This window comes from Vibrio sp. MACH09, assembly GCF_033238805.1.
Taxonomy (GTDB): domain Bacteria; phylum Pseudomonadota; class Gammaproteobacteria; order Enterobacterales; family Vibrionaceae; genus Vibrio.
The window spans coordinates 484,826-500,454 of the sequence record NZ_BSFZ01000001.1; the positions used below are offsets into that span (position 1 = coordinate 484,826).

The window sequence follows — 15,629 nt, forward strand, 5'->3', positions numbered from 1 at the left end:
ATGGCTAATACATTCTCGCTCATCTTGGTTTTAGTTACTTTAGTAACGGGTGTTGTATGGACACTAGAGAAACTGGTTTGGGGTAAAAAACGTCAACAGAAAGTAGACGATATTATTGCTCAAACAAATGAATTAAGTAGCGACATTGCTAGAAAAGCCGCTGTACAGCCTTGGTGGATTGAAAATAGTGTTTCCATTTTCCCAGTTATCGCTTTTGTATTAATACTGCGTTCCTTTATTTATGAACCTTTCCAGATTCCATCAGGCTCTATGATGCCAACCCTATTGATTGGTGATTTTATACTGGTGGAAAAGTACGCTTACGGCATTAAAGATCCTGTTTTTCGCACTCAGTTAATCGAAACGGGCAAGCCAGAGCGCGGTGATATTGTGGTATTTAAGTTTCCACCTCAGCCTAATATCGACTACATAAAACGTGTAGTGGGAATGCCGGGCGATACAGTACGTTATCAAAAGAAAGAGTTATGTATTCAACCTAAGGGCGAGCAAACTTGTAAGAAAGTGCCGCTGTCTAATGTGGTTGAAAGTGAGCATTATCAGCAAAACATTCCATTGATTCAGCTAAACGAAAAGCTGGGCCAAACGGAACATCAGATTTTGGTTAACCCGTTACGTCAGGACAATGTCGCGGCTTATCAGCCGAGAAATGGCGTGAATGAGTGGGTGGTACCAAAAGGTGAGTACTTTGTGATGGGGGATAACCGTGACAACAGTGCAGATAGTCGCTACTGGGGCTTTGTTCCAGAAGCAAACTTAGTTGGCAAAGCGGTTGCAATATGGACCAGCTTTGAGTTTGAACGTGGTGCAGACAGTGTACTGCCTTCTTGGATTCCTACCGATGTTCGATTTAGTCGCATCGGTGGTATAGATTAATTGAGAGAACATGAATCCTCCTATATCTAAATTAGAAAAAATGCTCGGTTATCAGTTTGAAGATAGCGAGCATATTCATTTGGCGCTTACTCATCGTAGCGCCAATGGAAAGCATAATGAACGTCTTGAGTTTCTGGGCGATTCAATTTTAAGTTTTGTCATTGCAGATGATTTGTATCATCGTTTCCCTAAGATTAATGAGGGAGATATGAGCCGTATGCGAGCAACGTTAGTTCGTGGGCATACGCTAGCAGAGCTCGGTCGTGAGTTTGTTCTGGGAGATTACTTAAAATTAGGTCCAGGTGAGTTGAAAAGTGGCGGGTATCGTCGTGATTCAATTCTAGCTGATGCTGTTGAAGCTATTATCGGTGCTATCTATCTAGATAGTGATATTGAAGTTGTGCGTAGAATTATACTGAGCTGGTATAAAACTCGTTTAGACGCAATAGAGCCGGGTGTTTCACAGAAAGATCCTAAAACAAGATTACAAGAATTTTTGCAAGGTCGAAAAAAGCCGCTACCTGTTTACACAGTGTCTAATATTAAAGGTGAAGCTCATAATCAAGAGTTTACGGTTTCTTGTGGTATTTCAGGCATGGCGAAGCCTGTAATAGGAAAAGGAACAAGCCGTCGCAAAGCTGAACAAGCTGCCGCAGAATTAGCGCTGGAGAAATTGAACAATGGCTGATGACAACAACGAATTTGATTTAGACGCCTACTTTGCTTCAACGAGCGAGCAGACCCCTTCTTCTGAAAACCAACATTGTGGTTTCATTGCCATTGTTGGACGACCAAATGTAGGTAAGTCGACTCTGCTAAATCACATCTTAGGACAGAAGATATCCATTACTTCTCGTAAACCTCAAACCACCAGACACCGCATTATGGGGGTCGAGACCGAGGGTGATTATCAGGCTATATATGTGGATACTCCGGGGCTTCATATTGAAGAGAAGAGAGCCATTAACCGCTTGATGAACCGTGCAGCAAACAGTTCACTTAGTGACGTAAATCTGGTGTTGTTCCTTGTTGATGGAACGCATTGGACAAACGATGACGAGATGGTGTTAACCAAGTTGGCTAAGTCTAATTTCCCTGTGGTGTTGTGTGTAAACAAAGTCGACAATGTCAAAGATCGCAATGAAGTGATGCTTCATATGCAGTCGTTGTCTAAAAAAATGGATTTTGTCGATGTTGTGCCAATTTCAGCTAAACAGGGCAAGAATACCGATGTTATTCGTAAGCATGTAAGAGAACATTTACCACAGGCTGAGCATCATTTTCCTGAAGAATATGTAACGGATCGTTCGCAACGTTTTATGGCATCCGAAATTGTTCGTGAGAAGCTGATGCGTTTTACTGGTGATGAACTGCCGTACTCAGTTACCGTTGAAATAGAACGTTTCGATTACAACCCAGATACGGATGGTTTTCATATTAATGCGTTGATCCTTGTTGAGCGTTCCGGACAGAAGAAAATGGTGATCGGTAAAGGTGGTGATAAAATTAAAACCATCGGCCGTGAAGCTCGTTTAGATATGGAAGCGTTGTTTGAACGAAAAGTCTACCTTGAGACTTGGGTGAAAGTGAAGTCGGGTTGGGCTGATGATGAACGTGCATTGCGGTCACTCGGTTATATGGATGACGTATAAACCACGATAAGTTTAAAAATCGCCTGCAATTGCAGGCGATTTTGTTGGCGCTCTAGCTAAATGCGATGAACAGACCAAGAGAGTGATAGTATGGTAGGAGACAACAGTAGTTTACAGCGATGTTTTGTTCTTCATCGCCGTCCTTACAGTGAATCTAGCTTAATACTTGACGTGTTTAGTGAAGAGTATGGCCGCCTGTCACTAATGTCTAAAGGCGCTCGTAGCAAACGTTCTAACCTTAAAGGCGCACTCCAACCTTTCACTCCATTGCTTATGAAGTGGTCTGGAAGCGGTGGAATGAAAACATTGCGACAGGCTGAGCCCATCAGTTTAGGTTTACCTTTATCAGGTATTCATCTCTATTCAGCAATGTACGTTAATGAACTCCTTGGTCGAGTCATTGAAAATGAAACCCCTTATCCAGCTCTTTTTCACGATTATCTTCAGGTATTAACGGAACTTGCACAGTCTGAAAACCCGGAACCTGCTTTGCGTCGGTTCGAACTGGCGCTATTGTCGGCATTGGGGTACGGAGTAGATTTTTTACACTGCGCAGGAACAGGTGAGCCTGTTGACGAGACTATGACCTATCGTTATCGCGAGCAGAAAGGTTTTATTGCCAGTATAAGAAAAGACAACTTAACCTTTTTTGGAAATGAACTGATCGCTATCGCAGAACGGCGCTTCCTCACTAAAGAGCAGTTAAAAGCGGCAAAACGCTTTACACGCATAGCATTAAAGCCTTATCTTGGCGGCAAACCATTAAAAAGTCGGGAACTATTTACTAATCGAGTACGTTCTTCCCAGAGTACGGAGAATTAAATAATGAGTGTTATCCTTCTTGGGGTCAATATTGACCATATAGCAACCCTTCGTAATGCCCGAGGCACAAAATATCCAGATCCTGTCCACGCTGCAGAAATGGCAGAAAGGGCCGGTGCAGATGGCATTACGGTTCATCTTCGAGAAGATCGCAGACACATTTTAGATCGCGATGTGAAAATACTGAAAGAAACCATTCAAACTCGCATGAACTTAGAAATGGCAGTAACAGATGAAATGGTTGATATTGCTATTCAGACCGAACCTGAATTTGTTTGTTTGGTACCGGAAAAACGCGAAGAGCTAACAACGGAAGGTGGCCTTGATGCTAAAGGTCAGCTAGAAAAAGTAAAAGCAGCAACTCAAAAGCTGACCGAAGCGGGTATTAAGGTTTCACTGTTTATTGATGCGGATCGTGAGCAAATAGACGCAGCAAAAGAGTGTGGCGCTCCTTTTATTGAGTTACATACAGGTCATTATGCCGATGCTAAAACAGAGTTAGATCAGCAAAATGAACTGAAAAAAATAGCTGCGGCAGCCAGTTATGCCTGCGATTTAGGTATTACGGTTAATGCCGGACACGGTTTGACGTATCACAATGTGGGGCCTATTGCTGCGTTACCAGAGATATATGAGCTTAATATTGGTCACTCTATTATTGGTCGTGCAGTATTTGATGGGTTGGGCAAAGCCGTTGCTGACATGAAAGCGATCATGGTTGAAGCGCGAAAATAGTAACTATACTTAAACACCTTGAAGTTATTTGAGTATATGGGGGCTAATGATTGTCATGGTCATTGGCCCTAAACATTATCAACTTTAAAGATTAATTATGGCCATTATCGGTTTAGGAACAGACATCGCGGAAATAGAGCGAATAGAAAAGGCGTTGAACCGTTCTGGTGATGCATTTGCTATGCGAATCTTGGCAGAGTCTGAGTACCAAACATTTTTGTCTCTTAAGCAAAAAGGACGTTTTTTAGCAAAACGATTTGCCGCCAAAGAAGCGGCATCGAAAGCGTTAGGAACGGGCATTGCTCATGGCGTTACTTTTCATGACTTTGTTATCAGCAATGATGACAATGGTAAACCTATTCTACAATTGAAAAATCGCGCTCAACACATTGCAGAACAGTACCAAGTGAGTAATATCTTGCTATCAATATCCGATGAGCGCCATTATGCTGTTGCCACTGTGGTGATGGAGAAATAACCTCAGCTCTCATCTGATTTCGTCAAATATAGTTCTGCTGTCGCCAGTACTTTCTCCATCTCATCTTGAAGTTCAAACAGTTCTGGCTCAATTTCTGAAATAGTACTGCCAGAGCGCAATGAGCGTTCAATTTGTGCGCATACAGTTTTTAGCTTTGGTACTCCACTGTATGAACAACTGCCATGTAGTTTGTGAATAAAGTGAGTGAGCTCTTCACTAGAGTAATTTTCATCTTCTAGCGCTTTATCGACGACGTCGCCAACTTCACCTATGAACTCAATTAGCATCGACAGCATCTCTTTAGCGAGATCTTCTTTATTAGCGGCTTGTTTGAGAGCGGCTTGCCAATCGACAATGATATCTGGATTTACCGTCTCGTTTTCTACTGGCTCTACTTCAGCAGGAAGGTCTATTTTATCTACTTGCTGTTCACTCGTGTTAGGGTTCCAGTGAACTAATACCTGCTGAAGTATGTGTTCTTCAATCGGTTTAGTTAGATAATCATCCATCCCTGCGTTTAACAATCTATCACGCTCTCCACTCATGGCGTGAGCGGTGACGGCAATAACAGGGGTTTCTCTATTTATGGTGATTTCACGGATTTTCTTACCTGCGGTGACACCATCCATATGAGGCATTTGAATGTCCATAAAGACAATGTCGAACTTCTGCTTGCTGGCCGCAGCGACTGCCTTATGTCCACTTGAACAAGAAATAACATGTTCAACTCTTTCTGAAAGTAGAGCGGTAATCAATTTTAAGTTAGCAGGGTTGTCATCTACAGCCATGACCGTTAGTGGGAGTCTCTCTTCAACAGACGAGACCTCCATTGGGGCAATCGCGACCGGTTCGGTTACTTGCTGGTGTTTCGCTAATGCGGTTAACAGTTTTCGTCGAGAGAGTGGTTTTGTCATGCACTGAATATGATAAGTCGCCGTTAGCTTCTCTGCTAATGCCAGCTCAGTGCTTGGAGTCGCAACGATCACTTGCTGTGAGTAGCGCTGGGTCATCTCTATCCACTGTTCAACTTCTGCTTCATCGCTAGGCTTTTTCGGTGATAAGTTCAGTAATACGCAGTCTTGCATATCAAACTCGTCAGGCACGCTAGTTTGATAGGTCACTTGCAGACCTTCTTGCCCCAACTGCTGTTGAATAACGGAAGCCGCCTGCATATTAGGCTCAATTAACAGTACTTTGCGGTTTTGTAAGTACTGGCTCTCAACCTGATGAAGCAGAGGAAGATCCGTTGCTGACAGTTGTAAGGTAAACCAGAATGTAGAGCCTTGGTGAAGACGACTGGTTAAGCTAATTTCCCCGCCCATTTGACCAACCAGTTTTTGAGTGATGACCAAACCTAAGCCTGTTCCGCCATAACGACGAGAAATACTGGCATCTGCTTGGCTAAATGCTTGGAATAACTGCGCTTGTTGGCGTTCAGAAATACCAATGCCGGTATCACGAACCATAAACTGCAACTCAACTAAATCATCTTTTTTAGAACGGAGTTCGACGCTTATATCAATATTGCCTCGTTCGGTAAACTTAATGGAGTTGCCAACTAAGTTGGTGAGTACCTGTTGGATACGCAGCGGATCACCAATTAAGCCCGGTGGTATTTTTGGATCCACTTTAAGTGTAATCTCTAACCCTTTTTCATGAGCAGATGTTGCCTGTAGGCTAACGACTTCCTCTAGGCTTTCTTGGAACTCAAATGGAATGTTTTCCAGCAGCAATTTACCCGCTTCTAGCTTGGAGAAGTCCAAAATGTCATTGATGATATTGAGCAGGTTATTTGCAGAACGTTCAATCGTTTGTAAGTAGTCTGTCTGGCTGCTGGTTAAACTGGTTTTAAGCATTTGTCGGGTAAAACCGATCACGCCATTTAATGGTGTTCTTAACTCATGGGACATATTGGCCAAAAACTCAGATTTTACTCGCGCGGCTTCTTGAGCGCGTTTCTTGGCTATGTCTAGTTCAACGTTCTGTATTTCTAGCTGTTCTAACGTTTCTCGTAAGTCAGATGTGGCTTGGTCAATACTGTGTTGCATCTCGACGTGGTATTCCGAAAGAGATTTAGCCATGGCATTGATGCCGTTCTTGAGAGAATCAAGCTCGCCATGCATTTTACCCTCAATACGAGAATCCAGATGCCCACGGCGAATTCGGTCAACGGTATTTTGCATGTGAGTAATCGGTTGAGTGACATCTCGCATAAGACGATAGGCGAACACAACCGACATCCCTAAGCCGATAATAAGCACCACTAATGCAGAGAATATCTCTTGATACTGCTGCAAGCGTAGCGGAGACATGTCCAACTCCATCGCAACATAGCCTAATGGTTGATTTATATGGTTACTATCACCATCTTGGCGAGAAAATTTTCCCTCAGCTAGGATAGGAGCACGCAGTATGAGTCGTGAGTCGAGAAGCTCGATATCGGTTAGCAATGGTATAGGCTTATTTTCAGGAAAAGTAAGCTCTTCAAAGTTAGGATGGAAGTTGGACGTTACAAATAACTGATTGTTGGCATCAAAGACGGCAATACTTCTAACAATCTTTGAGTTTTTTCTATGCGCATAACTTATAATTCGCCGCACGGACTCATGACTTTTTTCCGTCATGCCATATTCGCTAGCAATGGCTAAGGGTTCTAAAATACTGGTGCCTGAATTAACAAGCTGCAATTCCAGATCGTTATAACGATTTGAAGTAAAAAATGCACTCAATAACAGGCCAATAATTAATGTTGGCGCAAGAGTTAATGTTACAACGCGGGCACGTAAGCCATATCTTGTCATGTTTCTCTAATTACAATACGTTCTGGATATGGGAAAATAGTAATCAAACCAGTACATTTCGACAATCTTCCTAAGCAAGAATAGTGATGCTACGGGAAAAACCATTAAGTCAGGCAAATATTATGGCGCGTTTTTATCAACCAAAAAAGAAAACCCAACTTGATACTAAGCACCAACAGGTGAACATTGAGCGAATCGATCACCATGGTGCCGGCATCGCGTTTCTCAATAACAAGCCTGTTTTTATTGAAGGTGCTTTACCGGGTGAAGAGTCTTTGGTTCAGCTAACCGAAAACAAAAGTAAATACTCAAGAGCGAAGCTGATAAAAACGTTGACGCTAAGTGAAGAGAGAGTAGAGCCATTTTGCGACTATTATCAACAGTGTGGTGGATGCAATTTACAGCACCTTGAGCATGCTGAGCAGCTTAAGTATAAGCAGCAATCGTTAGAGCAGCTAATTAAAAAAACATCAGGCGGAGGTGTGGAACTCTCTTCACCTGTGGTAGGGAATGTAAAAGGCTATAGAAGACGTGCTCGAATAAGCCTGAAAGTAAACAAAAAAAGCTCTGCATTGGAGTTTGGCTTTAGGATGAAGCAGAGCAAAACCATTGTCGATATTTGCCATTGTCCTGTATTAGACAGTAAATTGAATATTCTGCTTCCTGATTTAAAAAAGATGCTGTCAACTTTTGCGAATAAAAGCCAACTAGGACACGTTGAACTCGCTTTGGGAGATGATAGGCCAGTACTATTATTGAGAGCAATGAGCGAGTTAAAACCGCAAGATAAAGAGAAATTGCTGGAATTTTCTAAACAACATGATGTCTCATTATATCTGCAATTAGATAAAGACAATGTGCAGCATTTGTATGGTGCTGAACCTGCTTATTCTGAAGTCGGCGTAACTATCCCTTTTGAACCGACAAACTTTATACAGGTGAATCAGGCAGTAAACAGCAAGATGGTTGCACTTGCCATTGAGTGGTTAGCGATAGAAAAAACGGATCGAGTATTGGATCTATTTTGTGGCTTAGGCAATTTTAGTCTGCCTATTGCTAAATTGGCCTATCAGGTGGTGGGTGTAGAAGGTGTTCAGGAGATGGTTGATCAAGCCACAAATAATGCCAAGAGCAATGGTCTTGAGAATGTACGTTTTTATCAGGCTAACTTGGAAGAAGAGTTGATTGAACAGCCATGGTTAAATGAAAAATTTGATAAGATCATACTTGACCCTGCTCGTGCCGGTGCGGGTGGCGTAGTAAAGCAAATATCTCATATTGATGTGCAGAGTGTGGTTTACGTTTCATGTAATCCTGCTACTCTTGCCAGAGATTGTCAGAGTTTGTTTGATCAAGGTTTTACACTGAAAAAGCTGGTTATGCTGGATATGTTTCCACATACCAGCCACTTAGAATCAATGGCACTATTTGAAAAATAATATTGAGAGATAAGTTCTCTCTAAACATTACGCTAGGAAATATAATGGTCGCGGTACGCAGTGCGCACTTAACAGACGAACAGTTTGAACTTGAAACTTGGGTCTCCAGTTTAGGTCAAGATACAAAAACCAGTAATAAGCTCATTAGCGTTTATCAGCAATGTGAAGAAATGTTGCAAGGTAAAGAGCAAGCAGAGCTATTGTTATGGCGTGGCAGGGAGATGATTGAGATTTTGATCACTCTGTCAATGGATCGAGCCACCTTGATTTCAGCTCAATTATTTCCGGTGGTTTCAAGTGGATTTTTTGAACCCGAATTACTGGAAGAAAAGTACGGAAAAGAGATTATAAAGCTGATTGATGGCGTAGAAGAGATGGCCGCCATTGGGCAACTTAATGTGACATTAGATGGCTCAGCAGCATCAGGGCAAGTGGACAACGTCCGCCGTATGCTTCTTGCCATGGTGGATGATTTTCGTTGCGTTATCATTAAGCTGGCTGAACGTATATGTAATTTGCGCGAAGTAAAAGATCAACCGGATGAGATTCGTCAATCAGTCGCAAAAGAGTGCGCCAATATTTACGCACCGTTAGCCAACCGTTTAGGTATTGGGCAGTTGAAATGGGAAATTGAAGATTATGCATTCCGATATCAACACTCTGATACCTACAAGCAGATCGCCAAACAGATCTCCGAGCGAAGAATTGTTCGCGAACAGTATATCGATAATTTTGTTAGCGACTTAATGTCTGAAATAGAGGCATTGAATATTAACGCTGAAGTGAGTGGCAGACCTAAGCATATCTATAGCATTTGGCGAAAAATGCAGAAGAAGAACTTGGCATTCGATGAACTGTTCGACGTTCGAGCGGTTCGAATTATTGCCGATAAACTGCAGGATTGCTATGCCACACTAGGTATTGTTCATACCAAATATAAGCACTTACCAAGCGAATTTGATGATTACGTAGCCAACCCTAAACCTAATGGATATCAATCTATTCATACGGTAATTCTTGGGCCGGAAGGGAAGACTATCGAAATTCAAATTCGAACCAAGCAGATGCATGAAGATTCTGAACTTGGTGTTGCTGCGCACTGGAAGTACAAAGAAGGCGCTTCCTCCGGACGCAGTGGTTATGATGAGAAAATCACTTGGTTGCGTAAATTACTTGATTGGCAAGAAGAGATGTCTGACTCCGGCGAGATGTTGGATGAGTTAAGAAGTCAGGTGTTTGATGATCGTGTTTACGCATTTACGCCAAGAGGTGATGTGGTTGATCTACCTATGGGTGCCACACCACTGGACTTTGCCTACCATATTCACTCTGAAGTGGGTCACCGCTGTATTGGTACCAAAGTAGCAGGGCGTATTGTCCCTTTCACTCACCAGTTGGAGATGGGGGATCAAGTTGAAATCATTACACAGAAAGAACCAAACCCATCTCGTGATTGGTTGAACCCTAGCTTAGGGTTTGTACATTCTGGTCGAGCTAGAGCCAAGATTAATGCTTGGTTTAGAAAGCAGAGCCGAGAGAAAAATCTAGAAGCGGGTAAAGAGATCTTAGAAAACGAGTTAACGAAAATTGGTGCTACGTTAAAAGACGCCAATGAGTACGCGTTAAAACGTTTTAATGTGAATACGCCTGATGAACTTTATGCTGGCATTGGCAGTGGTGATTTGCGAATAAATCAAATTATCAACCATATCAATGCGTTGGTTAATAAGCCTACGGCTGAAGAAGAAGACCAGCAAGCGTTAGAAAAATTACAAGAGAGCAAAAAAACGACACACAATCGACCACATAAAGATGCGGTTGTGGTTGAAGGGGTGGATAACCTGATGACACACCTAGCTCGATGTTGTCAGCCTATACCGGGAGATACTATTGCCGGTTATATCACTCAAGGTCGAGGAATATCCGTTCATAGAGGCGATTGTGAACAGCTACTTGAACTACGTCTACATGCGCCTGAGCGGATCATTGATACCGTGTGGGGAAATGACTTCGTTGGTAGTTATATTTTGACTCTGCGGGTTGAAGCGATGGAGAGAAGTGGACTGTTAAAGGATATCACTACTCTGTTGGCGAATGAAAAACTGAAAGTCACCACAATGAAAAGCCGTAATGATTATAAGCGTCAGCTATCCATTATGGATTTTGATATAGAAGTGAAAAATATCGAATTGTTAAGCCGAATAATATCAAGGCTAGAGCAGATTAAAGACGTTGTTTCGGTAAAACGACTTAACTAAGCCCAAAAATTAAGGCCTGATCTTGTCAGGCCTTAATTGTATTATTCAGCTATCTCGTACCTGCTAATATTTATCAAAAAGAGCTCATCACCATGTCTCATCCTATTAAACAGCTTGAAAAAATAATGTCTCAACTACGTGATCCCGAAATGGGCTGTCCATGGGACAAGAAGCAGACATTTGACACCATAGTGCCCCACACCATAGAAGAGACTTATGAAGTGGTTGACGCTATTCATAACAAAGATTGGCGAAATCTAAAAGAAGAGTTGGGTGACTTACTGTTTCAGGTGATCTTTTATAGCCAGTTAGCTAAAGAAGAGAATTTATTCGATTTTGAACAAGTCGTTGAAACCGTCAACGAAAAACTGACTCGTCGACATCCGCATGTTTTTTCTGATCACTCTTTTGACTCTGAAGATGAGCTAAATGAAAACTGGCAAAAAGAGAAACAAAAGGAAAAGCAACAGATAGGCAAAGTTGAAGAAAGTATTCTAGACTCAATACCAACATCTATTCCTGCACTGTCAAAAGCCAATAAGATACAGAAACGATGTGCTAAACACGGTTTTGATTGGGACTCTATTGAGCCAGTGGCAGGTAAGGTCAATGAAGAGATTCAAGAGGTTCTGGATGAAGCGTTGCAGCCCGTTCCTAACCCGGAGCTTGTGGAAGAAGAACTGGGGGATCTGTTGTTTGCGACTGTCAATTTAGTACGGCACTTAGGTCATGACCCTGAGGCTGCACTGCGCAAAGCAAACAATAAGTTTGAGCGACGTTTTAAAGGCGTCGAACGTATTGTTGCTCAACAGGGTAAAGAACTGGATGATTTTGATTTAGAACAGCTAGATCAGTACTGGCAACAGATAAAGCAGAATGAGAAGAGCGGCTAACTCTGCTTTTGTAGCAGATTAACTGATAAATCTAGTAATAATTGGCACTTAAAGGGGAAGACCAGCACAATTGATTTGAAGCAAAAAATAAAAAATTAAACTGTGATAAGTTTCACGTTGTGGTGGTATGACGCTTCTGGTATATTTACATCCCGTCCAGAAAGTACTCATTTCCCTCATTCAACCAATTTCAGGTTAAACATGACGACAAATTATATTTTTGTTACTGGCGGGGTTGTTTCCTCACTAGGTAAAGGTATTGCAGCAGCCTCATTGGCCGCTATTCTTGAAGCTCGTGGTCTTAAAGTGACCATGATGAAGCTTGACCCTTACATAAACGTTGATCCGGGCACGATGAGCCCTACGCAGCACGGTGAAGTATTTGTTACGGAAGATGGCGCGGAGACTGATCTTGATTTAGGTCACTACGAGCGTTTTATCCGTACCAAGATGACCAAGCGAAACAACTTCACTGCGGGTCGTGTTTATGCCGACGTACTTAGAAAAGAGCGCCGTGGTGACTACCTTGGTGCAACGATTCAAGTTATTCCTCATATTACTAATGCGATTAAAGATCGAGTTTTTGCTGGTGCAGAAGGTCATGAAATTGCCATTGTTGAAGTAGGTGGAACCGTTGGTGATATCGAATCTCTGCCATTTATGGAAGCGATTCGTCAACTTGCTGCTGAAGTTGGCCGTGAGCGCGCTATGTTTATGCACCTTACGCTAGTGCCATACTTAGCTGCTGCTGGTGAAGTGAAAACTAAACCAACGCAACACTCAGTAAAAGAACTGCTTTCTATCGGTATTCAACCTGATATTTTAGTTTGTCGTAGTGATCGTATCATTCCTGCTAATGAACGTAAGAAAATCGCCTTGTTCTGTAATGTGCAAGAGAAAGCGGTTATCTCGATGAAAGATGTTGATTCCATTTATAAAATACCTCAACTGATAAAAGCACAAGGTCTTGATGATCTGGTTTGTGCTCGCTTTGGCATTGAAGCGCCAGAGGCGAATTTATCTGAGTGGGAACAAGTTATCTACGAAGAAGCCAACCCAACTGACGAAGTTGTGATTGGTATGGTTGGTAAATACATTGAATTGCCGGATGCGTATAAATCCGTCAATGAAGCGTTAAAACATGCTGGCCTTAAAAACCGTTTAAGCGTTAAAATCAAATATGTTGATTCGCAAGATGTCGAGTCAAAAGGCGAAGAAGTCCTTCAAGGACTCGATGCTATCTTAGTACCCGGTGGTTTTGGTGATCGTGGTATTGAAGGGAAGATACTCGCTGCCCAGTACGCCCGTGAGAACAATGTCCCTTATTTGGGTATTTGCTTGGGTATGCAAGTTGCTTTGATTGAATATGCACGTAATGTGGTTGGCCTAGAAGGTGCGCATTCAACAGAATTTAACAGTAAGACGAAGTATCCAGTGGTAGGATTGATTACCGAGTGGGTTGACGGCGAAGGTAAAGTCGAAGAGCGCACCGAAAAATCAGACCTTGGTGGAACTATGCGTCTTGGTTCTCAGCTGTGTCACCTTGAGAAAGGAACCAAAGCAAGAGACCTGTATGGCAGTGCGACCATTCATGAGCGTCACCGCCATCGTTATGAAGTAAACAATAATCTTCGCCCTAAATTAGAAGATGCCGGCCTTAAAGTGTCGGGCTTGTCTGCGGACAAGAAGTTAGTGGAAGTGATAGAGAATCCAAATCACCCTTGGTTTGTGGCAGCTCAGTTCCACCCTGAATTTACCTCGACTCCTCGCGATGGGCATCCATTGTTTGCAGGTTTCGTCAAAGCCGCTGGAGAATTTCAGCGTGGTGAATTAGAGAAGTAAAAGAATCTGGGTAGTTGCTCATGCTGTGCGGCTACCCTTTAGTTTTGACATTTAAATTGAAACGAGAGGAAACATTAATGTCTAAGATCGTTAAAGTTCTAGGTCGTGAAATCATCGACTCACGTGGTAACCCAACTGTAGAAGCTGAAGTACACCTAGAAGGCGGTTTCGTAGGTATGGCTGCTGCTCCATCTGGCGCATCTACTGGTTCTCGCGAAGCTCTTGAGCTACGTGATGGTGACAAAGCACGTTTCCTAGGAAAAGGTGTTCTTAAAGCAATTGAAGCTGTAAATGGCCCAATCGCTGAAGCACTAGTTGGTAAGGATGCAAAAGCTCAAGCTGATGTTGACCAAGTGATGATTGACCTAGATGGCACTGAAAACAAATCACAATTTGGTGCAAACGCAATTCTAGCGGTATCTCTAGCAAATGCTAAAGCTGCTGCTGCTGCTAAAGGTATGCCTTTGTTCGAGCACATTGCTGAACTAAACGGTACTCCTGGTCAGTTCTCTATGCCTCTTCCAATGATGAACATCATCAATGGTGGTGAGCACGCTGATAACAACGTTGATATCCAAGAATTTATGATTCAACCTGTTGGCGCGCCAACTCTTAAAGAAGCTCTACGTGTAGGTGCAGAAGTATTCCACAACCTAGCTAAAGTACTTAAGGCTAAAGGCCTAAGCACTGCAGTTGGTGATGAAGGTGGTTTCGCTCCTAACCTAGAATCTAACGCTGCTGCACTAGCTGCAATCAAAGAAGCTGTAGAAGCTGCTGGTTACGAGCTAGGTAAAGACGTTACTCTAGCGATGGACTGTGCTGCATCTGAGTTCTTCGACAAAGAAGCTGGCAACTACAACATGAAAGGCGAAGGTAAAATCTTCACTTCTGAAGAGTTTAACCACTACCTAGCTGACCTAGCTAATCAGTACCCAATCGTATCTATCGAAGACGGTCTTGATGAGTCAGATTGGGATGGCTTTAAGCACCAAACTGAACTACTAGGTGACAAGCTTCAACTAGTAGGTGACGACCTGTTCGTTACAAACACTAAGATCCTTGCGAAAGGTATCGAAATGGGTGTTGCTAACTCTATCCTTATCAAGTTCAACCAAATCGGTTCTCTAACTGAAACTTTAGCTGCAATTAAGATGGCTAAAGATGCTGGTTACACAGCTGTTATCTCTCACCGTTCAGGTGAAACTGAAGATGCAACTATTGCTGATCTTGCTGTTGGTACTGCTGCTGGCCAAATCAAAACTGGTTCTATGAGCCGTTCTGACCGTGTTGCTAAGTACAACCAACTTATCCGTATCGAAGAAGCACTAGGTTCACGTGCACCTTTCAACGGACTAAAAGAAGTAAAAGGTCAATAATTCTTTAGAATTATAACTTTATTACTTGTTTTAAAACGCCTTCATTTTTGAAGGCGTTTTTGTTTCCAGTTGTTACTCTCGCTGTTCTCTCGCACCAAATGCCCTTCTGTGCTATATATAGCGCTTCAGTTTTAAAGATGAGAAACCTGTTCAGTGCGTCTACTCACTCTTGGTTTAACCTGCTTATTATCTGTTCTGATTTACTTCCTTGTTTGGGGGAAGAATGGGCTGATTGAAAACGCCAATGTAAATAGCGAGATTGTTATTCAGCAGTCCGTGAATAAAGAATTACAACGACGTAATGATGAAATGTTTGCTGAGATAGATGATCTTAGGCAAGGGCTTGACGCAATAGAAGAGAGAGCAAGACACGAACTCGGCATGGTGAAAGAGGACGAAACCTTTTACCGTATAGTGGGTGATACTTCCCAGTAGGACG

13 protein-coding genes are annotated in these 15,629 nt (G+C 42.5%); 12 read left to right on the forward strand and 1 reads right to left on the reverse strand.

Annotated features, from left to right (window positions below; all coding sequences use genetic code 11):
• The 6 genes from lepB (at position 1) to acpS (ending at position 4,581) form a co-directional block, all read left to right on the forward strand.
• Complete coding sequence (gene lepB / locus CHJ_RS02240) at positions 1–894, forward strand: signal peptidase I (protein WP_171754924.1); 894 nt, start codon at positions 1–3, stop codon at positions 892–894.
• Between the two features lie 10 nt (positions 895–904).
• The gene (gene rnc, locus CHJ_RS02245) at positions 905–1,582 is read left to right on the forward strand and encodes a ribonuclease III (protein WP_171754925.1); all 678 of its coding nucleotides are present in this window, start codon (positions 905–907) and stop codon (positions 1,580–1,582) included.
• Positions 1,575–2,546: a GTPase Era gene (era, locus tag CHJ_RS02250; protein ID WP_171754926.1), complete on the forward strand. Its 972-nt coding sequence runs from the start codon at positions 1,575–1,577 to the stop codon at positions 2,544–2,546. Before rnc ends, era begins: the two co-directional genes overlap by 8 nt.
• A 90-nt stretch (positions 2,547–2,636) precedes the next feature.
• Positions 2,637–3,368, forward strand: coding sequence for a DNA repair protein RecO (gene recO / locus CHJ_RS02255; protein WP_171754927.1), 732 nt, complete (start codon positions 2,637–2,639; stop codon positions 3,366–3,368).
• A 3-nt stretch (positions 3,369–3,371) separates the two neighbouring features.
• Positions 3,372–4,103 carry a pyridoxine 5'-phosphate synthase gene (gene pdxJ / locus CHJ_RS02260; protein WP_317916759.1) on the forward strand — a complete coding sequence of 244 codons (732 nt, stop codon included), beginning with the start codon at positions 3,372–3,374 and terminating at the stop codon, positions 4,101–4,103.
• 97 nt (positions 4,104–4,200) lie between these two features.
• Positions 4,201–4,581 (forward strand): holo-ACP synthase, encoded by a 381-nt coding sequence (gene acpS, locus CHJ_RS02265; protein ID WP_171754929.1) that lies wholly within the window; start codon positions 4,201–4,203, stop codon positions 4,579–4,581.
• Between the two features lie 2 nt (positions 4,582–4,583).
• Here acpS and barA read toward each other — a convergent pair whose 3' ends face one another.
• A complete protein-coding gene (gene barA / locus CHJ_RS02270) occupies positions 4,584–7,382 on the reverse strand; it encodes a two-component sensor histidine kinase BarA (protein WP_317916760.1) in 2,799 nt (932 codons plus the stop codon).
• 122 nt (positions 7,383–7,504) lie between these two features.
• On the opposite strand from barA, the gene rlmD reads away from it, so the two are divergent.
• The 6 genes from rlmD (at position 7,505) to ftsB (ending at position 15,625) form a co-directional block, all read left to right on the forward strand.
• Complete coding sequence (gene rlmD, locus CHJ_RS02275; protein ID WP_171754932.1) at positions 7,505–8,821, forward strand: 23S rRNA (uracil(1939)-C(5))-methyltransferase RlmD; 1,317 nt, start codon at positions 7,505–7,507, stop codon at positions 8,819–8,821.
• A gap of 44 nt (positions 8,822–8,865) precedes the next feature.
• Positions 8,866–11,079: a GTP diphosphokinase gene (gene relA / locus CHJ_RS02280; protein WP_317916761.1), complete on the forward strand. Its 2,214-nt coding sequence runs from the start codon at positions 8,866–8,868 to the stop codon at positions 11,077–11,079.
• A gap of 92 nt (positions 11,080–11,171) precedes the next feature.
• Positions 11,172–11,972 (forward strand): nucleoside triphosphate pyrophosphohydrolase, encoded by an 801-nt coding sequence (gene mazG, locus CHJ_RS02285; protein ID WP_317916762.1) that lies wholly within the window; start codon positions 11,172–11,174, stop codon positions 11,970–11,972.
• A gap of 201 nt (positions 11,973–12,173) precedes the next feature.
• A complete protein-coding gene (locus tag CHJ_RS02290; protein WP_171753841.1) occupies positions 12,174–13,814 on the forward strand; it encodes a CTP synthase in 1,641 nt (546 codons plus the stop codon).
• A gap of 77 nt (positions 13,815–13,891) precedes the next feature.
• The gene (gene eno / locus CHJ_RS02295) at positions 13,892–15,190 is read left to right on the forward strand and encodes a phosphopyruvate hydratase (protein ID WP_171753840.1); all 1,299 of its coding nucleotides are present in this window, start codon (positions 13,892–13,894) and stop codon (positions 15,188–15,190) included.
• Positions 15,191–15,343: 153 nt separating this feature from the next.
• Positions 15,344–15,625: a cell division protein FtsB gene (ftsB, locus tag CHJ_RS02300; RefSeq protein ID WP_171753839.1), complete on the forward strand. Its 282-nt coding sequence runs from the start codon at positions 15,344–15,346 to the stop codon at positions 15,623–15,625.
• Positions 15,626–15,629: the final 4 nt, after the last annotated feature.